Annotated in this window: 28 protein-coding genes and 1 tRNA gene; 19 read left to right on the top strand and 10 right to left on the bottom strand. The window is 66.8% G+C overall.

The window, feature by feature from the left end; genetic code table 11:
* The first annotated feature begins 15 nt into the window (after positions 1 to 15).
* The 7 genes from MRBLAR12_RS21280 (at position 16) to MRBLAR12_RS21250 (ending at position 6,673) form a co-directional block, all read left to right on the top strand.
* Positions 16 to 999 (top strand): NAD(P)H-quinone oxidoreductase, encoded by a 984-nt coding sequence (locus MRBLAR12_RS21280; protein ID WP_364748207.1) that lies wholly within the window; start codon positions 16 to 18, stop codon positions 997 to 999.
* 168 nt (positions 1,000 to 1,167) lie between these two features.
* The gene (locus tag MRBLAR12_RS21275) at positions 1,168 to 1,704 is read left to right on the top strand and encodes a PadR family transcriptional regulator (RefSeq protein WP_364748204.1); all 537 of its coding nucleotides are present in this window, start codon (positions 1,168 to 1,170) and stop codon (positions 1,702 to 1,704) included.
* A gap of 193 nt (positions 1,705 to 1,897) precedes the next feature.
* Positions 1,898 to 4,177 carry a carbon starvation CstA family protein gene (locus MRBLAR12_RS21270; RefSeq protein ID WP_364748455.1) on the top strand — a complete coding sequence of 760 codons (2,280 nt, stop codon included), beginning with the start codon at positions 1,898 to 1,900 and terminating at the stop codon, positions 4,175 to 4,177.
* Positions 4,177 to 4,383, top strand: a complete 207-nt coding sequence (locus tag MRBLAR12_RS21265; protein WP_364748202.1) for a YbdD/YjiX family protein — start codon at positions 4,177 to 4,179, stop codon at positions 4,381 to 4,383. Before MRBLAR12_RS21270 ends, MRBLAR12_RS21265 begins: the two co-directional genes overlap by 1 nt.
* Before the next feature lie 134 nt (positions 4,384 to 4,517).
* Positions 4,518 to 5,189: a bacterial proteasome activator family protein gene (locus MRBLAR12_RS21260; RefSeq protein WP_364748200.1), complete on the top strand. Its 672-nt coding sequence runs from the start codon at positions 4,518 to 4,520 to the stop codon at positions 5,187 to 5,189.
* 7 nt (positions 5,190 to 5,196) lie between these two features.
* Positions 5,197 to 5,664, top strand: coding sequence for a hypothetical protein (locus MRBLAR12_RS21255; RefSeq protein WP_364748197.1), 468 nt, complete (start codon positions 5,197 to 5,199; stop codon positions 5,662 to 5,664).
* Between the two features lie 163 nt (positions 5,665 to 5,827).
* Positions 5,828 to 6,673, top strand: a complete 846-nt coding sequence (locus MRBLAR12_RS21250) for an aldo/keto reductase (RefSeq protein WP_364748195.1) — start codon at positions 5,828 to 5,830, stop codon at positions 6,671 to 6,673.
* Between the two features lie 220 nt (positions 6,674 to 6,893).
* On the opposite strand, the gene MRBLAR12_RS21245 is transcribed toward MRBLAR12_RS21250, so the two are convergent.
* Both MRBLAR12_RS21245 and MRBLAR12_RS21240 read right to left on the bottom strand, forming a co-directional pair.
* Entirely contained in the window at positions 6,894 to 7,127 is a 234-nt protein-coding gene (locus MRBLAR12_RS21245; RefSeq protein ID WP_364748192.1) for a hypothetical protein, read from the bottom strand.
* 36 nt (positions 7,128 to 7,163) lie between these two features.
* Entirely contained in the window at positions 7,164 to 8,186 is a 1,023-nt protein-coding gene (locus MRBLAR12_RS21240) for a hypothetical protein (protein ID WP_364748189.1), read from the bottom strand.
* Between the two features lie 93 nt (positions 8,187 to 8,279).
* On the opposite strand from MRBLAR12_RS21240, the gene MRBLAR12_RS21235 reads away from it, so the two are divergent.
* A complete protein-coding gene (locus MRBLAR12_RS21235) occupies positions 8,280 to 8,753 on the top strand; it encodes a DUF2231 domain-containing protein (protein ID WP_229992748.1) in 474 nt (157 codons plus the stop codon).
* On the opposite strand, the gene MRBLAR12_RS21230 is transcribed toward MRBLAR12_RS21235, so the two are convergent.
* Complete coding sequence (locus tag MRBLAR12_RS21230) at positions 8,750 to 10,126, bottom strand: MFS transporter (RefSeq protein WP_364748186.1); 1,377 nt, start codon at positions 10,124 to 10,126, stop codon at positions 8,750 to 8,752. The two genes, MRBLAR12_RS21235 and MRBLAR12_RS21230, sit on opposite strands and share 4 nt — an antisense overlap.
* Before the next feature lie 359 nt (positions 10,127 to 10,485).
* Between MRBLAR12_RS21230 and MRBLAR12_RS21225 the strand changes: the two genes are divergently transcribed.
* The 5 genes from MRBLAR12_RS21225 (at position 10,486) to MRBLAR12_RS21205 (ending at position 13,205) form a co-directional block, all read left to right on the top strand.
* Entirely contained in the window at positions 10,486 to 10,782 is a 297-nt protein-coding gene (locus tag MRBLAR12_RS21225) for a hypothetical protein (RefSeq protein ID WP_229992750.1), read from the top strand.
* Positions 10,783 to 11,020: 238 nt separating this feature from the next.
* On the top strand, positions 11,021 to 11,389 hold the full coding sequence (locus MRBLAR12_RS21220) for a hypothetical protein (protein ID WP_229992751.1): 369 nt from the start codon (positions 11,021 to 11,023) through the stop codon (positions 11,387 to 11,389).
* Between the two features lie 110 nt (positions 11,390 to 11,499).
* Complete coding sequence (locus MRBLAR12_RS21215; RefSeq protein ID WP_364748183.1) at positions 11,500 to 12,138, top strand: hypothetical protein; 639 nt, start codon at positions 11,500 to 11,502, stop codon at positions 12,136 to 12,138.
* Positions 12,138 to 12,362 carry a helix-turn-helix domain-containing protein gene (locus tag MRBLAR12_RS21210; protein ID WP_364748180.1) on the top strand — a complete coding sequence of 75 codons (225 nt, stop codon included), beginning with the start codon at positions 12,138 to 12,140 and terminating at the stop codon, positions 12,360 to 12,362. Before MRBLAR12_RS21215 ends, MRBLAR12_RS21210 begins: the two co-directional genes overlap by 1 nt.
* Before the next feature lie 426 nt (positions 12,363 to 12,788).
* The gene (locus MRBLAR12_RS21205) at positions 12,789 to 13,205 is read left to right on the top strand and encodes a hypothetical protein (RefSeq protein ID WP_364748178.1); all 417 of its coding nucleotides are present in this window, start codon (positions 12,789 to 12,791) and stop codon (positions 13,203 to 13,205) included.
* 224 nt (positions 13,206 to 13,429) lie between these two features.
* Here MRBLAR12_RS21205 and MRBLAR12_RS21200 read toward each other — a convergent pair.
* From MRBLAR12_RS21200 to tmk, 4 genes are all read right to left on the bottom strand, one after another.
* A tRNA-Thr gene (locus MRBLAR12_RS21200) sits at positions 13,430 to 13,502 on the bottom strand.
* Positions 13,503 to 13,616: 114 nt separating this feature from the next.
* A complete protein-coding gene (locus MRBLAR12_RS21195; RefSeq protein WP_364748175.1) occupies positions 13,617 to 15,200 on the bottom strand; it encodes an alpha/beta hydrolase in 1,584 nt (527 codons plus the stop codon).
* Positions 15,201 to 15,259: 59 nt separating this feature from the next.
* Positions 15,260 to 16,402: a DNA polymerase III subunit delta' gene (locus MRBLAR12_RS21190; RefSeq protein ID WP_229992756.1), complete on the bottom strand. Its 1,143-nt coding sequence runs from the start codon at positions 16,400 to 16,402 to the stop codon at positions 15,260 to 15,262.
* Entirely contained in the window at positions 16,399 to 17,079 is a 681-nt protein-coding gene (tmk, locus tag MRBLAR12_RS21185; protein ID WP_364748172.1) for a dTMP kinase, read from the bottom strand. The genes MRBLAR12_RS21190 and tmk overlap by 4 nt, the downstream gene beginning before the upstream one ends.
* Positions 17,080 to 17,166: 87 nt before the next feature.
* Here tmk and MRBLAR12_RS21180 point away from each other — a divergent pair, with 87 nt between their 5' ends.
* Both MRBLAR12_RS21180 and MRBLAR12_RS21175 read left to right on the top strand, forming a co-directional pair.
* Complete coding sequence (locus tag MRBLAR12_RS21180; protein WP_364748170.1) at positions 17,167 to 18,363, top strand: trans-sulfuration enzyme family protein; 1,197 nt, start codon at positions 17,167 to 17,169, stop codon at positions 18,361 to 18,363.
* Positions 18,364 to 18,372: 9 nt separating this feature from the next.
* Positions 18,373 to 18,732: a DUF2516 family protein gene (locus MRBLAR12_RS21175; RefSeq protein ID WP_229992759.1), complete on the top strand. Its 360-nt coding sequence runs from the start codon at positions 18,373 to 18,375 to the stop codon at positions 18,730 to 18,732.
* Positions 18,733 to 18,892: 160 nt separating this feature from the next.
* Here the strand turns inward: MRBLAR12_RS21175 and MRBLAR12_RS21170 are convergent, their stop codons facing one another.
* Entirely contained in the window at positions 18,893 to 19,741 is an 849-nt protein-coding gene (locus MRBLAR12_RS21170; RefSeq protein WP_364748167.1) for a class I SAM-dependent methyltransferase, read from the bottom strand.
* A 166-nt stretch (positions 19,742 to 19,907) separates the two neighbouring features.
* Between MRBLAR12_RS21170 and MRBLAR12_RS21165 the strand changes: the two genes are divergently transcribed.
* Positions 19,908 to 20,654, top strand: coding sequence for a phosphoglyceromutase (locus tag MRBLAR12_RS21165; RefSeq protein ID WP_229992761.1), 747 nt, complete (start codon positions 19,908 to 19,910; stop codon positions 20,652 to 20,654).
* Between the two features lie 133 nt (positions 20,655 to 20,787).
* Here MRBLAR12_RS21165 and phoU read toward each other — a convergent pair whose 3' ends face one another.
* Positions 20,788 to 21,450: a phosphate signaling complex protein PhoU gene (gene phoU, locus MRBLAR12_RS21160; RefSeq protein WP_229992762.1), complete on the bottom strand. Its 663-nt coding sequence runs from the start codon at positions 21,448 to 21,450 to the stop codon at positions 20,788 to 20,790.
* A gap of 207 nt (positions 21,451 to 21,657) precedes the next feature.
* On the opposite strand from phoU, the gene MRBLAR12_RS21155 reads away from it, so the two are divergent.
* Positions 21,658 to 22,890 (top strand): sensor histidine kinase, encoded by a 1,233-nt coding sequence (locus MRBLAR12_RS21155; RefSeq protein ID WP_229992778.1) that lies wholly within the window; start codon positions 21,658 to 21,660, stop codon positions 22,888 to 22,890.
* Positions 22,887 to 23,567, top strand: coding sequence for a response regulator transcription factor (locus MRBLAR12_RS21150; RefSeq protein ID WP_090583992.1), 681 nt, complete (start codon positions 22,887 to 22,889; stop codon positions 23,565 to 23,567). Before MRBLAR12_RS21155 ends, MRBLAR12_RS21150 begins: the two co-directional genes overlap by 4 nt.
* A gap of 156 nt (positions 23,568 to 23,723) precedes the next feature.
* On the opposite strand, the gene MRBLAR12_RS21145 is transcribed toward MRBLAR12_RS21150, so the two are convergent.
* A complete protein-coding gene (locus MRBLAR12_RS21145) occupies positions 23,724 to 24,293 on the bottom strand; it encodes a hypothetical protein (protein ID WP_229992779.1) in 570 nt (189 codons plus the stop codon).
* 326 nt (positions 24,294 to 24,619) lie between these two features.
* Here MRBLAR12_RS21145 and MRBLAR12_RS21140 point away from each other — a divergent pair, with 326 nt between their 5' ends.
* On the top strand, positions 24,620 to 25,102 hold the full coding sequence (locus tag MRBLAR12_RS21140) for a CarD family transcriptional regulator (protein ID WP_026266570.1): 483 nt from the start codon (positions 24,620 to 24,622) through the stop codon (positions 25,100 to 25,102).
* The last annotated feature ends 164 nt before the right edge of the window (positions 25,103 to 25,266 follow it).

The following is a 25,266-nucleotide window of genomic DNA, read 5'->3' as shown; positions in this document are numbered from 1 at the left end:
AATCGGGAGTACTCCATGAAGGCTGTCTATATCTCAGAGCCCGGCGGTCCCGAGGTCCTGGAAGTCCGCGACGTGCAGGCCCCCGTGGCCGGCCCCGGCGAGGTGCTGATCGACGTCGTCGCCGCGGGCCTTAACCGTGCCGACGTCCAACAGCGCAAAGGGTTCTACCCGCCGCCCCCGGGTGCCTCCGAGATCCCCGGGCTGGAGGTCTCCGGCCGGATTGCAGGGTTCGGCCCGGGCGTGACCAAGGCATTTTCCGTGGGGGACAAGGTGGTGGCGCTGCTCGCCGGCGGCGGTTATGCCCAGCAGGTGGCCGTTCCTGCCGGGCAGGTCCTGAGGATCCCCGACGGCGTGGATCTGGTCACGGCGGCATCGTTGCCTGAGGTCGCGGCGACGGTCTATTCCAACCTGATCATGACGGCGCAGCTGCAGCCGGGCGAAACTGTCCTCATCCATGGGGCCACGGGCGGGATCGGCACCATGGCCATCCAGCTGGCCAAGGCTGTTGGCGCCCGGGTGGCCACGACGGCAGGCAACGCGGAAAAGGTCGGCACCGCCAAGGCCTTCCTCGGGGCGGACATCGCCATCAACTATGCGGAAGAAGACTTCCCGGCGAGCCTGCGCGCACAGAACGGCGGCAAAGGCGCGGACGTCATCCTCGACGTCGTCGGGGCCAAGTACCTCGAGCAGAACATCGATGCGCTGGCCGACTACGGACGCCTCGTGGTGATCGGGCTGCAGGGCGGCGCCAGGGCGGAACTGGACCTTGGACAGCTGCTGCGGAAGCGGGCCGCCATCATCGCCACCGCGCTGCGTCCCCGCCCGGTCGAGGAAAAGACCGTGATCATGAACGCCGTCCGCGACGCCGTGTGGCCGATGCTGACCGACGGCAGGATCAGGCCCCTCGTGGCCAAGACGTTCCCGTTGGCCCAGGTCGCCGCCGCGCACACTTACTTCGATTCCGGCGACCACGTCGGCAAGGTCCTGCTGGTCATGTAGCCGGGCGCCGGCCGGCTTAAAACCGGAGGTCGGGAGCAACTTATTCCGCCCGGAGCATGCGTTGTTTTGCGGTACGGGCGGCAAAGACGATAGCGTAGGTCCATACGCGGTATACACGCGTCTTGGGGCGCGTGTATGCTGTGTGGTTTCGTGACCTCCGGGAGCACCATGTCTATCCGCCACAGTCTCCTCGCCCTCTTGCAGGACCGCCCGCGCTACGGCTACCAGCTCAGGACCGAATTCGAGGACCGCACCGGTTCCTCCTGGCCGCTGAACATCGGGCAGGTGTACACCACCCTTGACCGGCTGGATCGCGACGGGCTGGTCCGCAACGACGGCGGCGACGGCGACGGGCACGTCATGTACACCATCACCCCGGCCGGCCGGACAGAAGTCAGTGGCTGGTTCGCGGCCCCGGTTTCCCGCGCGAATCCGCCCCGGAATGAACTGGCCATCAAGCTCGCGCTCGGCCTCACGATTCCCGGGACCGACGTCGGCGCCATCATCCAGGCCCAGCGGGCCGTGTCGATCCGGGCGCTGCAGGAGTACACCAAGTCCCGCCGCGACACAGCCGCGCTCCAGCGCCCGGCCGACACCGCCAGGCTCCTGGTGCTGGACTCCCTCATCTTCCAGACCGAAGCCGAAGTGCGCTGGTTGGACCTCTGCGAGGCCCGCCTCATGCAGCTCAGCAACCTCCAGGGGTAGCCCGGCCGACCGCTCGTCGCGCGAACCACGCCGCCCGGCGCAGGAGCGCCGCCAGGGCGCGGCCGCATTGGTAGGGTGCGGGGGGCAGTTCTGCACCGGTGGACTGCCCAGCTGGGATTCTCGAGGAGGAGACATGGGCACAATGCCAGAGGGCACACAACGCGAAAGCACAAACAGCGGCACGCACAGCAGCATGCACGCCACCGCACAACTCGAGGACGGGATCGTTCCAGATCCGTCCCTCCCACCGACATCGGTGGATGAGTCCGTCCGCGACTCCGCGGAACGCACCTGGACGTCCGCCAAGATCGCGCTGTGGGCGGCCATAGCGCTGCTGGGCGGCGTCGCCTGGTTCATGCTCGCAATCATCCGCGGCGAGACCGTCAATGCCATCTGGTTTGTGTTCGCGTCGGTCTGCACGTACCTGATCGGCTACCGCTTCTACTCCAAGGTCATTGAGCGCTACCTGCTCAAGCCCAACGACCGCCGCGCCACCCCGGCCGAATACAAGGCAGACGGCAAGGACTACGTCCGCACGGACCGCAACGTCCTGTTCGGCCACCACTTCGCCGCCATCGCCGGCGCCGGCCCCCTGGTGGGCCCGGTCATCGCGGCACAGATGGGCTACCTGCCCGGCACGATCTGGATCATCATCGGCGTCGTCCTTGCCGGCGCCGTCCAGGACTACCTCGTCCTATTCTTCTCCATGCGCCGCGGCGGCCGTTCGCTGGGACAGATGGCCCGCGAGGAACTCGGCGTGATCGGCGGTACCGCCGCCCTCGTCGCGACCCTGCTGATCATGGTGATCATCGTCGCCATCCTTGCCCTGGTGGTCGTCAACGCCCTGGGAGAAAGCCCGTGGGGCGTCTTCTCGGTCGGCATGACCATCCCGATCGCCCTCTTCATGGGCGTGTACCTGCGCTTCATCCGGCCGGGCAAGGTCATGGAGGTCTCCCTGATCGGATTTGTGCTGCTCATGGCCGCCATTATCGGCGGCGGTGCCGTGGCAGGCACCGAATGGGGTGCCGCGTTCTTCCACCTGGACAAGGTCACCATCGCGTGGGGCCTCATCATCTACGGCTTCATCGCAGCCATCCTCCCCGTCTGGCTCCTCCTGGCCCCCCGCGACTACCTCTCCACCTTCATGAAGATCGGCGTGATCGTGATGCTGGCCCTGGCCATCATCGTGGTCCGCCCCGAGATCACGGTGCCGGCGTTCAGCGAGTATGCCGGCCGCGACAACGGTCCGGTCTTCTCCGGCGCCGTGTTTCCGTTCCTGTTCGTCACGATCGCCTGCGGCGCGCTGTCCGGGTTCCACGCCCTGATCGCCTCCGGCACCACACCGAAACTGATCGAGAAGGAACGCCAGACGCGCCTGATCGGCTACGGCGGCATGCTCATGGAATCCTTCGTGGCAATCATGGCCCTTGTGGCGGCCATCTCCATTGACCGCGGCATCTACTTCGCCATGAACGCCCCCGTGGCGCTGACCGGCGGGACCGTCGAGACCGCGGCCGCGTGGGTCAACGGCCTGGGCCTGTCCGGCGTCAACATCACGGCCGGCGATCTCGCACAGACGGCCAAGGACGTGGGGGAGCAAAGCATCGTGTCCCGCTCGGGCGGCGCCCCCACCCTCGCCGTCGGCCTTGCCCACATCATGCAGCAGTTCATCGGCGGCACCGCGATGATGGCGTTCTGGTACCACTTCGCCATCATGTTCGAGGCCCTCTTCATCCTCACGGCGGTCGACGCCGGCACCCGCGTTGCCCGGTTCATGCTGCAGGACTCGATCGGCAACTTCGTCCCGAAGTTCAAGGAACACTCCTGGCGCCCGGGTGCCTGGCTCTGCACTGCCATCATGGTGGCCGCCTGGGGCGCGGTCCTGCTGATGGGCGTCACCGACCCGCTGGGCGGCATCAACACCCTGTTCCCGCTGTTCGGCATCGCCAACCAGTTGCTGGCCGCCATAGCCCTCTCGGTCTGTCTGGCCATTGCCGCCAAGCGCACGGCCTTGAAGTACCTGTGGATCGTGGCGGCGCCGCTGGCGTTTGCCGCCGTCGTGACCATCACGGCGAGCTTCTACAAGATCTTCTCGCCCGTTCCGGCGGTGGGCTACTTCGCCAACAATGCAGCCTTCGCCAAGGCTCTTGCGGACGGCAAGACCTCCTTCGGAACCGCCAAGACCCAGGCCGCCATGGAGGCCGTGGTCCGCAACACCATGATCCAGGGATGGCTGTCGATCATCTTCGTGGTGCTGAGTATCATCGTCATCGTCACCGCAGTGATGGCAACCATCAAGGCCCTGCGGAACACGGCCGCGGGGCTTCCCAACGCCGAGAACGAAGACCCCGCCCGGGCCTCCCGTGTCTTCGCTCCGGCAGGGTTTGTTCCCACGGCGGCGGAGCGCGACCTAGTGACCGAGTGGAACCAGCACCCGGCCGTAGAGCGGCTCGAAAAGTCCGGGCACCACTGATGCGGAGCCCGGACGTGAACGCGGTACTTGCCGGGTTCCGCGGGGTTGCCGGGTACCTCGGCGCAGTGCTGGGCGCCGATGCCTACAAGAAGTACCGGGAGCACCATGAGGCCTCTGGACACACCAGCCCTCCCCTGACTGAGCGGGAGTTTTGGCGTGACCGGACCGACCGGCAGGACACCAGTCCGCAGGGTCGGTGTTGCTGAGCGGGCGCTGCTGAGCAGCTGTCCGGCAGGGGCCGGGGGAGGGGCGGTGCCGGGCACGAGAGTGTCCGACGCCGCCCCCTCCGCTTCCGGCGGACGCCGGGTCCGCGTCGCCCGGCGCGTGAGAGTATGAAGCCATGAGCGATCAGCACGACACTCAGTCCGGCGCCCAAACTGCCGACGACGTGCCCGTCGAAGGCACGCCCCTGGACGACACCCTGCCCGGTACGCCCTTGGCACCACCGGCCACGGCCGCCCACGCCGGTGGACCCGGTTCCGGGCCCAGGCCGCCCCGGGGAAGCGAACTTCAGGACCTCGTGGACCAACCCGCGAAGGTCATGCGGATCGGCACGATGGTCAAGCAGTTGCTGGACGAGGTGAAGTCCGCGCCCCTGGACGACGCGGCACGCGTCCGGCTGGCTGAAATCCACGACCGTTCCATCAAAGAACTCGAGGACGGCCTGGCTCCGGAGCTTGTTGAGGAGCTCGAACGGATCAACCTTCCCTTTCCGGAGAACGCCACCCCTTCCGACGCGGAACTGAGGATCGCCCAGGCACAGCTGGTCGGCTGGCTTGAGGGACTGTTCCACGGCATCCAGACGGCCATCGCGGCGCAGCACGCCGCCAGGGAGCACGCTTACGCCCAGATGCAGTTGCGCCAGCTGCCGCCCGGCACAGTGATCGCACCGGGCGTCATCATCGGGGAGAACGGCGAGCCGGTCCGGGCCGCAGCGCCGCGTCGCGGCGCGGATTCCTCGGAGCCGCCCGAACCCGCAGACCCGGACCACGGTCCGGGCCAGTACCTTTAGCGCGACCTTGGGCTTCTTCAGCGCAGCCCGGCAAGGCCGCAGGGACGACGCCGAACTCGGCAAAGGCCTCTGGCGGCGCGCCCATGACCGGTTCAACCGCGGACTTGACCGCTACCACCAGGTCCTCGAGGGGGTCGAGGACGAGGCGCTGTACGGCGAGCTCGTCGACATCGCCAACCAGCTCTCCGCGCTCGCGCCCCGGGTGCGGCAGGTCTGCGTGGAGGCCCAGCGGCGGTTTCCCAGCAATGGATTGGATATCCCGGGGCCGCTGGCTGGCGTTCACCGGGCCTTGTCGACGGCAGGCAATTCCCTGGCCATGACGGCTGAGGCGGCCGCGATGCTCCGGCTCGCCGTTGGGCCGGTCCCGGCGGGGGCCGCGTCGGTGCGGCGCCGCGCCGATTCCGTGCTGGAGCAGGTCCACGACGCAGAGCGGCGGCTTGCGGAGGCCTACGGCGACGGGCCGACGCCCACCTGAGCCGTTCCGCTCATTGGCGCCCGGTGATGGCCTGCTTCCGGCTTTGCCGGCATCCCTGATAGTCCCTGAGATTTCCTGAGATTCCCTGTATTCCCGGTTACGCGCCTAGCTTAGCTTCGCCCGGACGCTGGCCGCACGGCGCCGATATTGGCAGGATACTTATATGACTTTTTCACCGGAACTGACTTTCAATGACGGCAACACCATCCCCCAGCTTGGCTACGGGGTGTGGCAGGTTGAAGATGACGTGGCCGAAAAGGTGGTTGTGCAGGCGTTCGAGGCCGGCTTCCGCCACATCGACACGGCAAAGATCTACGGCAACGAAGCAGGCGTGGGCCGCGCCATTGAGCGCTCCGGCCTCAAGCCCGAGGAAATTTTCATCACCACCAAACTGTGGAACGCGGACCAGGACTACGAGTCCACCCTGAAGGCGTTCGAGGAGTCCATGCAGCGGCTGGGCCTGGAGACCCTGGACCTGTACCTGATCCACTGGATGCAGCCCAAGCAGGACAAATACGTCGACACCTGGAAAGCCCTCATCGAACTCCAGAAGCAGGGCCGGGTGAAGACGATTGGCGTCTCCAACTTCACCAAGGAGGGCCTGCAGCGCCTGATCGATGAGACCGGCGTGGTTCCGGCCATCAACCAGGTCGAGCTGCACCCGTTCTTCAGCCAGGCCGAACTGCGCGAATTCAACGCGTCCAAGGGCATCCTCACCCAGGCCTGGTCGCCGCTGGGCCAGGGCGGGGAGCTGCTCGAGAGCCCTGTCATCTCCGAGATTGCCGCCAAGCACGGCGCCACCCCGGCCCAGGTTGTCATCGCGTGGCACCTGGCCATCGGCAACGTGGTCATCCCGAAGTCGGTCACCGAGTCCCGGATCCGCGAGAACTACGCGGCCCTGGACGTCACCCTCGACGAGACCGACCTCCAGGCCATCAACGGACTGGACCGTTCCGCCGAAGACGCCGGCCGGATCGGCCCGGATCCGGCTGTCTCCGACTTCGCCTAAGCAACAGTCCCACGACGCCGGCAGCCAGCTGACGTTCGCACAGGGCCTCCACCCCGCACAGGGTGGAGGCCCTTCCTGCGCTCAGGCTCATTCCCGCGGCCGCGCCCGTTCCCGCGGCCGCGCCCGTTCCCGCGGCCGCGCCCGTTCCCGCGGCCCCGCCTGCCGGTACCGTGACACCCGCCGGGACCGTGAAGCCTCCGAAATAGACGCCGCTCCGGAGTCAGGCGGCGGCCCGGCGCTCTTTCGCCGGGATGGCATCGACGACGGCCCAGCCGTCCTCGCCCGCCACGCACCGGCTGGCGAAGCGGTCCGCGGCGGCAGCGTCATCGAAGCTCTCGGAACGGATCCGGCCGCAGTCGGTGTCCAGGTAGGTGACCTCGAAATACAGTGCGCCATCCTGTGCGCCGTTGAAACCCGGCTGGAACCTCTGTTGGAAATTCTGGTTGTTCTCCATGATTCCAGTGTGCAACCGACCTCCGACAGGAAGACTTCACCCCTCCGGCGTGTTGCCGAGCCGCAGCACCCGCTCCCGAGCCAGGACTTCCTTACGGCGCTGCCGGTCCGCGGCCCGTGCCGTCTGCTGCGCAAGGGCCGCCGCCTGCTCGTGACGCTTCCGTGCTCCCTTGAGCTCGGCTTCAACTACGTCCAGACGCCGCCTGAGATCGCGCGCCTCATCGGCCAGCCGAGTGCTTTCCGCCGTCGCCTCCGCCAGCTCCGCGGCCGCACGGCGTGAGTCCCCGTCGGCCTCAGCGGCGGCCTCTTCGGCCGCTTCCAGGCCGGTCCGCGCCCGTTCCACAGCCGACGGCGTGGGCGCCACATGTGCTTTCCCGACGGCCCGGAGGCGGGGTTGTTCCGTTGACTGTCCGCCGGCAGCCTCGCCGCGGTGCGCGGCCCGGGCCGCCGGTTCGCTCCCGCGGGCCCCGGGCGCCCCGCCGCCGGCCGTTCCGCGCGCGGCTCCGGTACCCGGTGCGGCCGCCACCTGGCTCCCCGGGACAGCGACGGCGCCGGCGAGATCGACGACGTCGACCCCGTCCGCCGAGAGTGTCCGGAGCAGACAGCCGCTTTGCACGGCAGCCGCGGCCCCCGGGTCGGCGGTGGCGGCACGCAGGGTCTGCTCCACCTCCGTCGCCACGCCGGCGCTGATGGCCCGTCCGTGCTGGGCGGCCAGGGCGTGTGCTGCCTTTACCGCGCCGGCGAGAAGCTGGCGCCGCTGCTGCGCGAGGCGGCGGAGGTCGGCTGCATCCAGGGCGTCCTGCGCGGCCTGCATCGAGGTTCCCAGCCCAGCCAGCTCCCGCAGGATTTCGGGGCTGTGCGCCGCCAGCATGTTCACTGCCCACGCCGCCACCGACGGTTTGGGCAGGGCCCGGACTTCGGCTGCCAGGGCGCGCTGCTCGGCCGCGGTGAGGCCAACGGCGGCGACGTCTTTGGCCGCGGCCGTTCTTGCCGCCACGAACTCGCCGTACGGCAGTGCATACAGCGGCCCGGCAATGCCCTCGAGTTCCCGCGTTCCCATGCAAGAATCATAGGAGTCCGGCCCCGCCACGAAAGCCCAGCTCGTGGCACCGTCATGAGAGCAGGCGGCGCCAGGTTGCGGAGGAGTGTTCACTTGATCGAAATTGGCGGGCTGCCGGCCCACATCCTGCTCGTCCACGCCGTGGTGGTGCTCGCGCCGATTGCAGGTCTGGGCGCCATTGTCTATGCCGCGGCACCGCGCTGGCGGACCTACCTGGCGTGGCCCCTGGGCGTGTTGTCGTTGGGGCTGGTTCCGGTGACTCTGCTGACGGCGCAGGCAGGCGAGCAGCTGGAGAAGGCACGCCCGGCGTCGGCCCTGATTCACGAGCACGCCCAGCAGGGCGATGTGCTCAAGGTGGTTTCCGTGATCTTTTTCGTCCTGGTCGCGGCGATGCTGGTGGTCACCTATGAACCCTTCGGCCGGAGGCTGGCGTTCCTCGGTGGACTTCGAGACATCAGGAGCGTCCGAGTGGCGCTCCTGATCGCCGGCGTCGTGACAGGCGCCTTCTTCATCTACCAGAGCATCATCACGGGACATTCGGGCGCGGCGTCCGTCTGGGCGCGCTAAGTCCGCCCATCGGCGGGCCCGTGAGCCGGTGACGGGTGCCGGGCCCTGCGCAGCGTTACCACCAGAAGGACCAGGGCCGTTGCCTGGAGGGCGGCAACGGTAATGATGAGCGCCGGCCGCGCGCTGTAGAGTGACCCGTACAAGGCCCCGCCGACCAATGCTCCGGCCCCCTCGAACGCCGCGAACACCCCGTATGCCGTGCCCTGCCGGGGCTGGGGCACCAGATCTGCGACCAACGCCTTGACCGTGGAGTCCTGGATACCCATGGCGGTGCCCCAGACCAGGACGCCGGCCAGAACGAGCCCGGCGCTCGGCGCCAGGGCCAGTACTGGCACCCCTGCAATCAGCACGGGCAGCGCCAGGAGCACGGCCGCCCCGGCGCGATCGTAAATGACGCCACTGGCGAGGGCCCCGATGGCGGCGGCGCCCATGGCGCCGGCGTAGAGCAAGGGGACCACCGGGACGGGCACGGCCACGGCGGCCGTCAGATGGTAGGAGATAACGCCGAACGCCACGAGCCCGGCGCTCCAAAAGAATGCGGCAGCGGCAAACAGGATGAAGGGGCCGGAAATCGCCGACGGCGGCCGGCCGGCAGCCTTCCCTTGGGCTGGCGCCGTGCCGGAGTGCGAACCGCGCGGCGTCGCCGCGGGCGCGGCCTCCGGCCCCGGGAAGACGACGGGGTCGGCGTCGGGCGCTGGCGTGTCCGCGCCGGGTTCCTGGACCCGGCGACGCAACCAAACGAGAATCGCCAGCGCCGCCACCGCCGGAATGACGAGCACCGCAAAGGCTGCCGGCAGCGAGCCGGTGGCAACCAGGACCGCCGAAACGAGCAACGGGCCCAGGAGCGCCCCGGCCAAGTCGAGTGATTTGTGGACGGCGAAGCCGCGGCCCCGGCCAACCGGCTGGACGGCGGCGGCGAGCAGCACGGTTTTCGCCGGGCTGCGGACAGCCTTGCCAACCCTGTCCCCGATGATGAGCACGGCCGCCAGGACCAGTCCGGCGGTCCCGGCGAGGGGCGTCAACGCCAGCAGCGGTACGCACAGCGCCGTGAGGGCATACCCGGCCATCGTGAAGGTCCAGTACTTCCCGGTGCGGTCCGCCCAGGGGCCGAATACCAGCCGGAGTCCCTGGGACGCGGCCTCCGCGGCGCCGGTCACGAGACCGACGAATAGCGCGGACGCGCCGAGCTGGGCGAGTAGGGGACCTCCCAGGGGGCGGGCGCCGTCGGACACCATGTCAGTGGCGAGGCTGACCAGGCCGAATCCGACAACCGGGCCCCATAGCCGGCGCAGCCGATTGTCGGGTTGGCCTCCGGGCCGCGGCGGCGGGAATTCCTGCTGGCGGGCTGGCAGCCTGCGCCCGGGCCGTTCCATTCACTAAGGCTGGCGGACGGCCTGGAAAAAGACAATACGCAGGTCAGGTCCTTGTGGCCGGGTCGAGGCGCGGAAGGAAATTTTGACCAAAGTGGCTTTTTCTTGCCTGCGGCTTGGTACTTTTTGACAGCCGATCCGCACTGTGCGGGCCGGGGGACCCACAATGACGGATTGAAGGCTTCACAACCATGAGCTCACCCCAGTAACAGGGCTATGGCGGTACTGACGGTGGTCCGCGGGACTCACGTTGACCTCACTCCGCGACGTATTGACGACTGCCCGGCTCGGGCGTAGACCGTGCCGTATCAAACCAATCGCAGGCCGTTGCCTTGCGGCCTGCCGCCTGTGAGGAGAAGACAATGGCCGTCGCAGTCATCATGGAATTTGCCGGTGCCACGCTGGAGCAATACGACCAAGTCATCGGCAAGATGGGCCTTACGCCCGGAGGGCCCGCGCCGGTTGGCGCCCTCGGCCACTGGGTGGCCGCCACCGACGACGGGATCCTCGTTACCGACCTATGGGAGACGAAGGAGCTCTACGACGCCTTTGCGAAGGACCAGATCGGCCCGTTCTCTGCTGAAGTCGGTATCCCCGCGCCGCCTACGGTGAAGTATCTGGACGTCCACAATTACTTCACCCCTGGGGCCAGTGCCTGACCGAAGTGAGCGGGCGGAAACTGGGACCAGGATCCGGTACGCGCCGAGGACTACGACGGAACCCCCGGAAATCATTGATTTCCGGGGGTTCTTCTCGAACTGGCGATCTGGTCGGTTTCTCCGCCAGCCACCTGCCAGCCCGTTGTCCGCCGTGGCAGACATGAGTCCTTGCGCCGGCGGCTCCCGAGGAGGACGGCACCGGAGTAGCCTGACAGCAGAAGCGAGAAAGGCATGGACCATGCGCATTCTTCAGACATCCACCGACGCCCTCAACGTCACACGGATCGACAGGATCGCCTATCTCAACGCTGAAGAGCGGACATTTCTGACCACAACAACCGGCCGGCCGGATTTCGCCACTCCCGGTCAGGGGGAAGTCATCGCCGACATGGGGCGGGCCGTTCCAGTCACCTTGGCCTACATCGATGACCCGCTCGAAGGGAGCCTCATCATCGCGCGCCTCACGGACTTGATTGCAAACTACGACTGGCCTGTCATCAGATTCTCCGACGTTCGGGAAGACGCCCGGAAAAAGGTCGCCGAAATCCGGTACAGAGAATCCGAGGATAACGCCGAGCCAGACCGCACTGACCCGCACGAAGACTAGTCCGGGCAGCGGCCCGCCAGCCCGGAGAATCCGGCTGGACCACCGGAGGATCAGCGGGTAGTTTATCGACTATCGTTATTAACGAATGTCGATATGCCTTGGGGGGAACGATGAAACTGACGAAAAATGACACCCGGCCGGACAACGGCGGGAAGAAGGTCGTATCCAGAGCGGACGCAGTCGTGTTCATGATCGCATCGGCGGCCGTTGCTGTGCTGACGACAGTGACGACTGTTGCCGGCATCATCGGCTACACCAGCGGTCCAGTGACGCTGGTGCTTCCGGTGGCCACGGCGAATCATGCCGCCACGGGCCTCCTGCCGGGGGTGACCGGACACTTTACGGCCATGGAAGCCACTCTTCCGACTCTTCCGTCAGGTCCCGGAGAGCTTTTGGCATGGGCCGATTCGCTGAACCAGATCGGCTTCCTGGCTCTCCTTGTTTTGGTGTTCCTGCTGGCCCGCCGGCTCCGGAGTGAGACTCTGTTCACTTCCGGATCCGCATGGATCGTCGGTGCCTGCGGCGCCGCCCTGACCGTGTTCGGGACCGTGGGGCAGATTCTTGACTCCATTGCACGCAGCCGGCTGGCAGAACTGATCGGTGCCAACGCCCGCACCCCGGGGGAGGCCTACAGCTTCTCGGCTGACTTCAACCTCGCTCCGGTGTTGCTGGGCCTGGTCCTGGTGCTCGTCGCCGGTGTCTTCCAGTTCGGCCGCCGCCTTCAGCAGGACACGGATGGCCTGGTCTGATGCCGGCAGACGACTCCACTGATATTCACTGCCGCCTCGACGAACTTCTGGGGGCTCGGGGTATGACCCTGACGGAGCTGAGTAAGCAGGTCGGGGTGAGTCTGGTGAACCTGTCGGTGCTCAAAAACGACCGGGCGAAGGCGATCAGGTTCTCCACGCTGACGGCAATCTGCGAAGCGCTGGACTGTCAGGTGGGGGACCTGCTGGTGACCGCGCGGCGCTGACACCGGCTTCTACGCTTCACAGCAAAGAACCCCTATTTCCGCTGAATCAGCGGAAATAGGGGTTCTTCTCGAGCTTCCTGCCAGAATCGAACTGGCGACCTTCTGCTCGGCACGAACCACAAGACGTCCCCGCCGATCCACCAGCGGGCCGCCGGCGTCCGACCGCGACTTGCACCACACTGGAGTACCTCTACGCAGGCTCCTACACGCCACGGGACCTCCTGCCACTCGCAAGCAACCGCAACCTGACCACGATCAGAATGAAGGACCGTCCACGCCTCGAGTCCCTGAACGGGGTTGACGCGTTCGCCTCATTGGAGGAGCTCGGAATCTTTGGTGCCCCCCCTGCTGAAAGATGTGACAGACCTCGGCTCTGCCTCTGCGCCTAAGACGCTGCGGAGACTGGCTCTGCAATCATGCCGTGGTGTGTCCACCCTCGATGAGATCGGCCTCCTCACCGGGCTGACCTACCTGAACATCGCTGAGTCCGGCGATATTGCATCATTCGCCCCGCTTGCCAACCTCCGCCACCTGAAGACGCTGCATGCTTACGGAACTACGCGGGTGGTCGACGGCGATCTGTCCGCCCTCACGGGGCTGACGGAACTTACCGATCTCCGCCTGAAGGGCAGGCGCGACTACCATCCGTCACTGAACGGGTCCTGGCGAGCCACGCCAGCTGACAATGGTTTCGGGGACGACCCGTCCGCGCCGCGGGGAGGCAGGGCTTCGCAACGAATGAGCGGACTGCTGTCAGAGCTGGCCGGTGCAGGCTACCCGGTCGCCTCGGTCTCGGAACTGCGGGACTCGGGATTGCGGTACGCCGCTCTGACTGGTTCCTGAGTCTCACAGACTCTAGTTTGGTGCTACACGATCGGAACACCGGGGCCCTATTCCCTCACCTTGAAGTCACAGCGCCCGGGCCAGGTGAGACGCTCGCCTAGAATCCCCGCGCGCAGAACAGAGTGCGGGGATTCGTTTACCAGGGCCTCATACGTCCATCTCGCCGCAACCAACAAAAAACCCCGTATCCCTGCTGAATCAGCGGAGATACGGGGTTCTTCCCGAGCTTCCTGCCAGAATCGAACTGGCGACCTTCTCATTACGAGTGAGACGCTCTACCAACTGAGCTAAGGAAGCAACCACATGAATGCCCGGCGAACCGGGCGGATCATGCAAGAGACAACTGTAATAGAGTCCCGGCGTCCGGGTCAAAATGAGCGGCAGAAGCCGCCTTGCGGCCCCATCGCGGTCCTAGCAGACAGTGTTGTCCGCCGGGGCTTTGCCGTCCACCAGGTAGTCGTCGACGGCGTTGCCGATGCAGCTGTTGGAGCGGCCGTAGGCCGTGTGGCCCTCGCCCTTCCATGTCAGCAGCGAGGCGTTGCCGAGCTGCTTGCGCAGGGCGCTGGCCCATTCCACGGGGGTAGCCGGATCGCCTGTGGTCCCAACAACAACAATCGGGGCCGAGCCCTTGTACTCAGCCGCGGCAGGGGTCCGGGCGTTCTTGTACGGCCAGTCCTTGCAGTTGCTTCCGCCGTAGGCGAAGTAGTAGCCCAACGTTGGCGACAGCTGGCGCAGCTTCTGGTCCTCGGCCCGCATGGAAGCGGTGTCGGACACCATCGGGTAGTCCAGGCAGTTGATGGCGTTGAAGGCGAAGGTGCTGTTCGACGTGTAGGTGCCGCTGGGGTCCCTGTCGGCGCCGAAGTCGGCCAGCTGGAGCATGCCCGTGCCGTCGCCGGCCAGGGCGGTTGCGAGCGCCCGGGTGAGGATCGGCCAGTTGTCATTGTTGTAGAGCGGGATGATGAGGCCGCTGACAAACGTCGAACCCGAGACCTTCCGGCCGTCCTTCGCCGGCAGCGGGTTCGCCTCCGCCGCGGTGATGGCGTTGTGGATCTGCTGGACGCCTTCCTCGGTGCTTCCCGTGAGCGGGCAACCGCTGCTCTGCTGGCATTTTGCGACGTAGGCGTGGAGGGCCTTCTCGAAGGCCACGGCCTGCCCGCTGGTCAGTTCCTCGTAGCTCAGGGACGGGTCAATGGCGCCGTCCAGGACCAACCGGCCAACGTTGTCCGGAAACAGCGATGCATAGGTGGAGCCCAGGAGGGTTCCGTAGGAGTAGCCGAGGTAGTTCAGCTTCGCGTCGTTGGCCACTCCGCGGAGGATGTCGAGGTCCTTCGCGGCGCTGATCGTATCGATGTGGGCCAGGACCGGGCCGGTCTTCTCCACGCACTTGGCCGCGATGGCCTTGTTGTCGGCGAGGGCCGCGTCCAGTCCGGCGTCGGTGTCCAGAGCGTAGATCTTGGCGCGGGACGCGTCGCGTTCCTTGTCTGTCAGGCACGTGACCGGGGCGGAGCGCTTCACGCCGCGGGGGTCGAAGCCCACGATGTCATAGGCGGAGCGGACCTTGTCCGAGATGTTGGTGTTGGCCGCGTCCCGGACGAAGTCGTAGCCCGAGCCGCCCGGGCCACCCGGATTGACCAGCAGGGTGCCCTTCTTGTCGCCATTCGTGGCTAGCTTGATGGCGGCAAGCTCAATGCGGTCGCCGTCGGGCTTGCTGTAGTCCAGCGGAACCTTGACCTTGGCGCACTGGAAGCTGCCCTCACACGGCTTCCAGTCGACCTGCTGGGAGTAGTAGCTGCGCAGGTCCTCGGGCGCCGCCGCCACAATTGATGGGTCCGCCTGCCCCGGTGTCCCCGATTTGGCGGCACTCGGCCCGCCGTCGCCCCCGCCGCCGAAAAGAGTGCACGAGGCCAGTGAGAGGGCCAGGGCCGCGGCACCGACGGCCCGCATGCCGATCGCCAGGGATCGGGATCTTGCGGACTGGGGTCGAGCAGGCTTCATGCGGTTCTCCTTGGAGGATAGGAACGGAGCGAAGATGTTCGTTGGAGCGGCCGGGACCGTCAAATAAGGCTGGACGCCATGGACTCGATCGTCAGCAGCGGAGCCACGTTGGTGGTGGTGATCCGCGTGCGGGCCTTGTTGACGGCGTCCATGCGGGCAAGGGTCACTTCGGCGGTGGAGCGGGAGGCGAAGTCTTCGAGTTCGCTTCTGAGTTCAACGTTGACGAGCTCCACGGCGTTCCCCATCTGGATGATCAGGACATCCCGGTAAAAGGACAGCAAATCCGTCAGGGTGCGGTCAAGGGAATCGGTGATGGAGCGCTTGGCCCGGCGCTTCTGGTCGTCCTCGAGCTGCTTGACCTGGCTCCGCATGGCCGGCGGCAACGTGCCGCTCTCGGGCGCCCCGAGGGTGGCCAGCAACGCGGTCTTCTCGGCGGCGTCGCGCTCGTCATTGGAGCTGTTGGCTTCCTCGGTGGCGATCTTGACCAGCTTTTCGGCCATCATGACCGCCGCGGTGACGCCGCGAAGGGACAGCGGAAACCGCACCGTCTCAAGGCGGCGCTCCCGGGCCTCCGGGTCCCGGGCCAGGCGGCGGGCGATCCCCACGTGGCTTTGCGCGGCGCGGGCCGCGCGCTCGGCAACCGCCGGGTCCACGCCGTCGCGCTTAACCAGCAGGGCCGCGACGGCGGCGGCCGGCGGAAGCCGCAGCGCCACTGGCCGGCAGCGGGAGCGGATCGTCACGAGGACATCGGCGGGGGAGGGCGCGCAGAGCATCCAGACGGTGCGGGGAGTGGGTTCCTCGATGGCCTTGAGCAGCACGTTGGTGGTCCGCTCGGCCATCCGGTCCGCATCCTCCACCACGATGATCCGCCACCGGGCCGACGAGGGCCGGTTCCCGGCGGTGGACACGAGCTCGCGTGCCTCATCGATGGTGATAGTGACCTTCTCCGTGCGCACGAACGCGACGTCGGAATGGGTCTCGCCGAGGATGGTCAGGCACGCCGGGCATTCGCCGCAGCCGCGCAGGCTGACGTCCTCCTGGTCACAGTTCAGGGCCGCAGCGAAGGCCTTCGCGGCGTTGGAACGGCCGGAGCCGGGCGGGCCGGTGAAAAGCCACGCGTGCGTTAGCCCCTCACCCTGGGCCGCCTGGCGCAGCTGGGCCACGACGGCGTCCTGGCCCTGAAGATCGTCCCAGACGGTCATGCCATGCTGCTTTGGGTGACAGCCAGCAAGGTTTCGACGCGCTCGAAGATCCGGGCCGCGAGTTCGGCGACGGGCAGACGGGCGGGCAGCACCAGATAGGCTTCGGGCCTTGCCGCTGCCAGGTCCAGAAAGGCCGCCCGGATCTTGGCGTGGAATTCGTCGGCCTCGGACTCGAGGCGGTCTTCGGGGGCTTCGCCGGCTGTGCGCCGTTGCCGGCCAACAGCGGGCTCGACGTCGAGAAGTACCGTCAGGTCCGGCTGCAGGTCCGATGTCGCCCAGGCATTGATGTCCCGGACCGCCTCCGTCCCGAGGCCGCGGCCGGCGCCCTGGTACGCGACCGAAGAGTCGATGTACCGGTCCGTGAGGACGATCTCGCCGCGTTCCAGGGCGGGCCGGATGACCTGGCTCGCGTGCGCGGCACGGGACGCCGCGAAAATAAGGGCCTCGGTATGGGCGTCGATGTGGCCGTGGCCGTGATCCAGCACGAGGGAACGCAGCTTCTCGCCGATCGCGGTGCCGCCCGGTTCCCGGGTCCGTAGCACTGTGAAGCCCCCTGATTCCAGCGTTTTGGCGAGTTCGGCCGCCTGCGTGGACTTGCCGGCGCCGTCTCCGCCCTCGAAGGCAATAAACAGTCCGGGCAACGGTCGGCGGGCCGCTCCGGGGCTCTGGGTAGTCACCGTTCAAGAGTACCGACAATCACCGACACTTCAGTGCCCGGCGTAACGCCTTGGGTACCCTGCGGGGCGCCCACGTACCCTGTCTCCATGAGTCTTTCTGAACAACAGGCCGCCGCGCTTTCGCCGGATTCCCTGGTTGTGGCGGCAGGGCGCCCGCCGCGCACCCGCGACGAACCCGTCAACCCGCCGCTTGTGCTGTCCTCGACCTACTTCGGCACCGGACCGCTGGGGGACGGCGATCGCGGCTACGGCCGGTATTCCAATCCCACGTGGGACCCCTTCGAAGAGGCGCTGGGCCAGTTGGAAGGTGCGGAGCTGCCGGGGCTGCTCTACGCCTCTGGGCTCGCCGCCGTGAGTTCGGCACTGTCCCTGGTGCCCGCCCAGGGCGTGCTCGTGATGCCCTCGCACAGCTACGCGGGCTCGGTCACCATGGCCACCGAACTGGCGGCCAAAGGCTTCCTCGAGTTGCGGACGGTGGACATCGCGGACACCGACGCCGTCGTGGCCGCAATTGCCCCGGCCGGCGGCCGCGCCGCCAGCATGCTGTGGCTGGAGAGTCCCACCAACCCCATGCTCGGCGTCGCGGACATGCGGGCCCTGACCGCCGCGGCGCATGAGGCCGGTGCGATCGTCGTCACGGACAACACCTTTTCCACGCCCTTGGTGCAGCAGCCCCTGAGCCTGGGCTCCGACGTCGTGCTGCATTCGGTGACCAAATACCTCTCCGGCCATTCCGACGTCGTGCTCGGTGCGCTGGTGACCTCCGACGCCGGTCTCCGCGCCGCGCTGCTGCACCACCGCACCATCCACGGCGGGATCGCCGGACCGTTCGAGGCGTGGCTGGCGCTGCGCGGGCTCCGCACCCTGGCGCTGCGGATCGAGCGTTCGCAGGCGTCGGCCCAGGTCCTGGCCGAACGGCTCCACGGTCATCCGCGGATTGCCGGCATCCGGTTCCCCGGACTGGCCTCGGACCCCGGCCACGTGCGGGCTAAGGAGCAGATGAAGGGGTTCGGGTCCATCCTGTGCATTGAGGTTGCCCCCGTAGTTGGGCGGGACGGTGGCATCAGCGGCGCCGAGGCCGCGGACCGGATGATCCGCGCCCTGCACCTCTGGCTCCCCGCCACGTCCCTGGGTGGGGTGGAATCCCTGATCGAACGCCGGCGCCGGCACACGGCCGAGCCGGAGAGCGTACCGGACAACCTGGTCCGGATGAGCGTGGGCATTGAGAACGTGGAAGACCTTTGGGCCGATTTGGAGCAGGCGTTGGGCACTCTGGACGGCTAGGCTGGGGGAGTGGACGGACGCATGCTGATTTACTTTGTCGAATCCGGGGTTTACCTGGTCCTTGCCGTAGTGGCCTTTGCCTTGGAGGCGTGGGCGTTTTTCGATTGCCTCCGGCACAAGGCCAACGCGTTCGAGGCCGTATCGAAGCGGACCAAGACCTTCTGGCTGGCCCTGACCGGCGGCGCGTTCGCCGTGGGCCTGTTCTCCCTGCTCTCGCAGTTGGGCAGCGGTGGCGGCGCCAGTTCGCTTGGCATTTTCGGCCTTGCGGCGGTGACGGCCGCGTCCGTGTACCTCGCCGATGTCCGCCCCGCGGTCAAGGACGCCGGTCGCGGCCGCGGCAGCAACATGGGCCCCTACGGGCCCTGGTGATCCCCACCAGCCCCCTCAGCTCGCAGGCTCGCTGAGGGAACCCTGCCGGCGTGGGCCCAGCACCAGCCCCCTCAGCTCGCAGGCTCGCTGAGGGAACCCTGCCGGCGTGGGCCCAGCACCAGCCCCCTCAGCTCGCAAGCTCGCTGAGATCCGGAACCGGCTAGCTTCCCGGGGCCACGGCTTCCCAGCTGACCGTTACTTCGCCCAGCCGCCAGCGGGACGGGCCGTCCTGGATGGGCCAGCCGGCGTCTAGCAGTGCACGGCACATTGCTGTGAAGCGCTGCCGGCTGCCGAGCGACGCCAGCGGCGCCGCTTCCAGCCAGGCCTTGTCCATTGCCTGCAGGTAGGCGTGGATCTTCTCGCCGGGCACGTTGCGGTGGATCAGGGCCTTCGGCAGCCTTTCGGCGACGTCTGAGGGCAGCGCGAAAGCACCGAACCGCATGGACACGCTCAGGCTCAGCGGCCGCTCGACGTCGAGCGCCACCCAGGCCGCTCGGCGCCCGATTTCATCGCACGTGCCGTCGATGAACAGCCCGCCCGGAGCGAGACGGTCCTGCACCAGCTGCCAGATGCCGGCCACGTCGGCTTCCTCGTACTGCCGCAGCACGTTGAAGGCGCGGACCAACACGGGATTTCCGGTCACCGGCAGCTCGAAGCCGCCCAGCTGGAACATCAGGCCGGGCCGTTCAAGAGCTTGGGCCTGCCGGACACGCTCCGGTTCGATTTCGATCCCCACCATCTGCATGTCCGCGCGGACCCCCGCGAGGCGTTCGAAGAGTTCGACGGCGGTGGCCGGCGAGGCGCCGTAGCCGAGGTCGACGGCGAGGGGATGGGCCGCGGCGCGCAGCCGCCACGCCTGCGGCCCGGTCAGCCAGCGGTCCACCCGGCGCATCCGGTTGGGGTTCGTGGTGCCACGGGTCACGTTGCCCACGGGCCTGCCGCCGCGCGCGCCGCTTCTCGTTCCGCCCTGGTTCCGGGGGGACAGCACCCGTTCAGCCTTCTGCACCACCGCCCAAGCCTATCCTCCAACGCGGGGTCACTTGTGGCCATGGTGAGCCGCGGGATGGGCGCGAGGTGACCGTGCATTGCGGTGAGGGCGTGGTGAAACCCGGCCGTCAACCGCGCGGCGTGTAACGCACGGCACCGCCGCCGACCGCTCGGCTAGGATGAAAACCATGACTTACAAGCTGATTCTGCTGCGCCACGGCCACAGCGACTGGAATGCCAAGAACCTCTTCACCGGCTGGGTGGACGTTGACCTCAACGACCAGGGCCGTGCCGAGGCCGTGCGCGGCGGCGAGCTGCTCGTGGAGAACAACATCCTCCCCGACATCCTCTACACCTCACGGTTGAAGCGGGCCATCAACACGGCGAACATGGCACTGGAAAAGGCCGACCGCGGCTGGATCGACGTCAAGCGTGACTGGCGGCTCAACGAGCGCCACTACGGCGCACTGCAGGGCAAAGACAAGGCCCAGACCCTCGCCGAATTCGGCGAGGAGCAGTTCATGCTGTGGCGCCGGTCCTACGACACCCCGCCGCCGCCCCTGGCCGACGATTCCGAGTTCTCCCAGGTGGGGGACCCGCGCTACGCGGACCTCGGCGACGCCGTCCCGCGCACCGAATGCCTCAAGGATGTCCTGATCCGGCTCATGCCGTACTGGGAATCGGACATCAAGGAAGACCTCAGGGCTGGGAAGACCGTCCTGGTCACTGCCCACGGCAACTCGCTCCGCGCCCTCGTCAAGCACCTTGACGGGATCAGCGACGAGGACATCGCCGCACTGAACATCCCCACCGGCATCCCGCTGGTCTACGAACTGGATGAGGACTTCAAGCCGCTGAACCCGGGCGGCACCTACCTCGACCCCGAGGCCGCCGCCGAGGCCATCAAGGCAGTTGCCAACCAAGGCAAGAAGTAGGCGGTTCCCGCCCCGAACGGCGCCAAGCGCAAAGGATACAAACAACGGCGTCCGGCCACCCCCAAGGTGACCGGACGCCGTCGTTGTGTCAGCGCAGTTGCCCCAGCGCGGTTGTGTCAGCGCGGGGCCGGCGTCAGATGTGTTCGATGCTGTTCGGCTGCCACGCGCCGGTGACGAGGTACGTGACCTTCTGGGCAACCGAGACGCCGTGGTCGGCGAAGCGCTCAAAGTAGCGGCTGGCCAGGGCAACGTCCACCGTCGTGGCCGGCGACTCCTGCCAGTCGCTGCGCGCGATCGCCTTGAAAACGCTCAGGTGAAGGTCGTTGACCTCGCTGTTGGCCTTCATGATTTCCCGGGCCACGCCGAGGTCGCGGGTTGCCAGCAGTTCCGTGAGCTTCTGGGCGATCAGCAGGTCCAGTTCCGCGAAGCTCTTGAAAGTCTCCCGCAGCTGATCCGGAACCACTGACTCCGGGTAGCGCAGACGCGCCAGCTGGGCCAGGTGGCGGGCGAGGTCGCCCATGCGCTCCAGCGAGGCGCTCATCCGGAGCGAACCAACCAGCATGCGCAGATCGCTCGCCACCGGACCCTGGAGGGCAAGGATGTCGATGGCGCGCTCGTCGAGGCTGTTCTGCAGGAAGTCGATGCGGGCATCGGCGGCAATCACGTCCTCGGCGAGGTCGATATCGGCGCCCTCGAAAGCTGTCGTGGCCTTGTCGATGGCCTCTGTGACCAACGCTGAGATCTCGACGAGCTGTTCCCTTACCTGGGCGAGCTCCTCCTGAAAAACCTTACGCACGTGTGCGTCCTTTCCTCGGAAATATTGCCTGCAGTCGAAGCGGCGGGCCTATTTCGGTTCACCTACCGGCGCTCCAACTGTCAACTCTTTCAGTATCCGGTGAACTGTTACGCCCCAATAGGTGAACGTTAGCTGAACCGGCGCCCGAATCGCAGGAGATTTCGGTTTCGGTCGTGTGGCAGAGCATAAGCTGGAGCCGTGGATCCAATGCTCATCGGCGTGATCGCCGGCCTGATCGGCCTCTCGTTTGGCATGTTCGGCGTACTCGCGTTCCGGGTGAGTGAGCAGCAGCGGCACATTGTGGACGTCGACGTCGACGACCCCTCGCTGCCCGAGGGTGCCGCGGAGGTGCTCGCCGTCCTCGGCCGCGCTTTCGTGGTGGTTGACGCGATCGACGGCGTGGTCCGCGCCAGCCCGGCCGCATACGCCTATGGCTTGGTCCGCGGGCACACCGTGGTGCACCAGCAGTTGCTGGAGATGACGGCCAAGGTGCGGCGGGACGGTGTCATCCTCGAAAAGCAGCTGGAGCTGCCGCGCGGCCCGCTCGGACAGGGAACGATCGTGGTCCAGGTCCGGGCCGCCGTCATCACGGAGGAATACATCCTCCTGCTGGCCGATGACCGGACGGAATTCACCCGCACGGAGGAAGTCCGCAACGACTTTGTCGCGAATGTCTCCCACGAACTGAAGACACCGGTCGGGGCGATCTCGCTCCTGGCCGAGGCGCTCGAGTCGTCCGCCGACGACCCCGAGGCGGTCAAGCGGTTCGCCAAGCGCATGCATAAGGAATCGACCCGGCTTGCGGCCCTGGTCCAGGACATCATCGAACTCTCCCGGCTCCAGGGCGCCAACGTCGCGCAGCAGGGCCGCCCGGTGGACATCAACACTGTGGTCAGTGAGGCCGTGGACCGCTCCCAGCTGCCGGCCGAGAGCAAGAACATCCAGCTGGTGGTCGGCGGGCACGCCGACGCCATGGTCTACGGCGACCAGGACCTCCTCGTCACCGCCCTGCGCAACCTGATCGACAACGCCATCCGCTACTCGCCGGAGAACACCAAGGTGGGTGTGGGCATCCGGGCCAAGGACGGCCTCGTGGCGGTCTCGGTGACGGATCAGGGCGACGGGCTCAGCGCCGAGGACCAGGAGCGCGTCTTCGAGCGCTTCTACCGCGTGGACGCTGCCCGCTCCCGGCAGACCGGAGGCACGGGGCTTGGCCTGAGCATCGTCAAGCACGTCATTTCCAACCACGGCGGCGAGGTGACCCTGTGGTCCCAGCTCGGCCAGGGTTCCACGTTCACCATTCGACTTCCCGAGATGGAAGGGCAGGACGACGGCGACGCCTCTGATGCGGGCAAGCCCGCGGCCCACACCTCCAGCCGGGACCCCAGACCGCAACGACGTGACGCCGCCGGCGTCCATGAGCAAGGAGCTACCGCTTGAGCCGGATTCTGATTGTCGAGGACGAGGAGTCCTTCAGCGACCCCCTGTCCTATCTGTTGGGTAAAGAAGGGTTCGAAGTCGAGGTGGTGGACAACGGACTGGACGCCATCACCGAATTCGACCGCAACGGCGCCGATCTCGTACTCCTGGACCTGCAGCTGCCGGGCCAGTCCGGCACGGAGGTCTGCCGCCAACTCCGGCAGCGCTCCGGTGTGCCCGTGATCATGCTGACGGCCAAGGACTCGGAAATCGACAAGGTGGTGGGGCTGGAACTGGGTGCCGACGACTACGTCACCAAGCCCTACTCCTCGCGGGAACTCGTGGCCCGGGTCCGTGCCGTCCTGCGGCGCCAGAGCGAGCCGGAGGAACTCGTCTCCAGCACGGTGCAGGCCGGTCCTGTCCGGATGGACATTGAACGCCATGTGGTGAGCGTCGGGGGCGAGCAGATCGCCTTGCCGCTCAAAGAGTTCGAGCTGCTGGAAATGCTGCTGCGGAACTCCGGCCGGGTCCTGACCCGCGGTCAGCTGATCGACAGGGTCTGGGGCTCCGATTATGTGGGGGACACCAAGACCCTTGACGTCCACGTCAAGCGGCTGCGCAGCAAGATCGAGCCGGATGCCTCCGCGCCGCGGTACCTGATCACGGTCCGCGGGCTGGGTTACAAGTTCGAGCCCTAAAGCCGGACGAAGCTGCCCGGCGGCCCGGCCGGGCAGCTGGAAGTCCACGCAGCGGGACGTCGACGCAGTTGGACGTCCCGGGCAGCAAGTCCAGGGACATGCAAAAGGAGGGGCACCGGCAGGTGCCCCTCCTTTTGCATAGGTCCAGCCGCTGGGCTAGTGGCCGGCGGTGCTGCTCGGCGTCGGCGTGGCCGTCTCGGTCGAGGTTGCCGTCTCGGACGACGATGCCGTGCTGGCGGCGGTGGGCTCCGGCGTCGGCAGGTACGTCTTGTAGTCGACGATCGTCCCGTCCAGGACCGGAACCTTGAACATGGCGTCCTTGTTGGTGCCGTCCTCGGAGATGGTGACTTCCGCCATCGCGCCCGGCTTGGCTCCGGAGGTGCTCAGGATCGCGGCGTCCGTGGAATCGTTGAGCATGGTGTAGGAATTCTGCTTGACCGGAACCTGGGTCTGCGAGCCCTCCGCACCCTTAATGGTCAGCACCACGTCGTTGGAGGACGTGTTGTACACGGCGCCGATCACGCGGCCCGGTTTGTCCTCGCCATCGGAGATGATGATGAAGTTGCGCAGCTGCAGCGCACCGAGATCAGTCCGGGTTCCGTCCGAGGCCGAGTACTGCGCCGTGGTCTGCTGGGCGTTGAGGTAGCCGCAGCCGGTCAGGGACAGCAGGCCGATGCCAAGTGCCGCCGTTGCCATTGCCAGCTTGCCGCGCTGGCCCCGGTTCATCGCAGTGAAACGCACGTCACGCACTCCTTGAGAGTCTTGAAACATTATTCAGCCATAGCCTAGCCGCAATCGGCCTCAAACAAGGATTCGGCGCCTACACACAAGCGCGGGTAGCCGTGCGTCTCCGGCGACGAGACCCGGCTTGGCGGGGGCCGGAAACCTCTTGGCAGTTAAGGCTGCAGGCACTATTATCCGCATTCGTCAAGGGGTTTGAGGGGGTGGATTGCGGCCATTTTCCCCGGATTCATGCGGTTTCCGGCACGTTTAGATGCCAGTTGTATGCCTTAATCGTGATAAACTGGTCTGCGGGAAAGGGGAATGTCCACATGGTTTTTGAGGTCGGCGAGACAGTAGTTTACCCTCACCACGGTGCAGCGAAAATTGAAGAAATCAAGATGCGCACCGTCAAGGGCGAAGAGAAGATGTATCTCAAGCTCAAGGTGGCTCAGGGTGATCTGACCATTGAAGTTCCAGCAGAAAACGTTGACCTGGTTGGGGTTCGGGACGTAGTGGGCAAAGAAGGCTTGGAGCATGTGTTCGATGTGCTGCGGGCCGAGTTCACTGAAGAACCCACCAACTGGTCGCGTCGTTACAAGGCAAACCTGGAAAAGCTTGCTTCCGGTGACGTCATCAAGGTAGCCGAGGTCGTTCGCGACCTCTGGCGCCGTGATCACGACCGGGGTCTCTCCGCAGGAGAGAAGCGCATGCTGGCCAAGGCCCGCCAGATCCTGATTTCGGAACTGGCACTGGCTGAAAAGACTGATGAAGAGAAGGCTGCAAGCGTTCTCGACGAGGTCCTGGCTTCCTAACACAGGGCCGGCCCCAGCAGGGCCGGCGCAGATAAGAATCGAACCCCGGTGGCGTAAGGCCGCCGGGGCTTCTTTTTGCCCTTTTTCAGCCGCCGCCCCTCGGTTGCGCTATCAGTTGTGGCTGCCCTGGGTGCCCCGGAACAGCCACAAGTGCTAGCGCAACG

This window comes from Arthrobacter sp. LAR12-1-1.1 (assembly GCF_040676555.1).
Classification (GTDB): domain Bacteria; phylum Actinomycetota; class Actinomycetes; order Actinomycetales; family Micrococcaceae; genus Arthrobacter.
The sequence above is the reverse complement of the archived record's forward strand: the minus strand, read 5'-3'. Positions and strand labels throughout refer to the sequence as shown.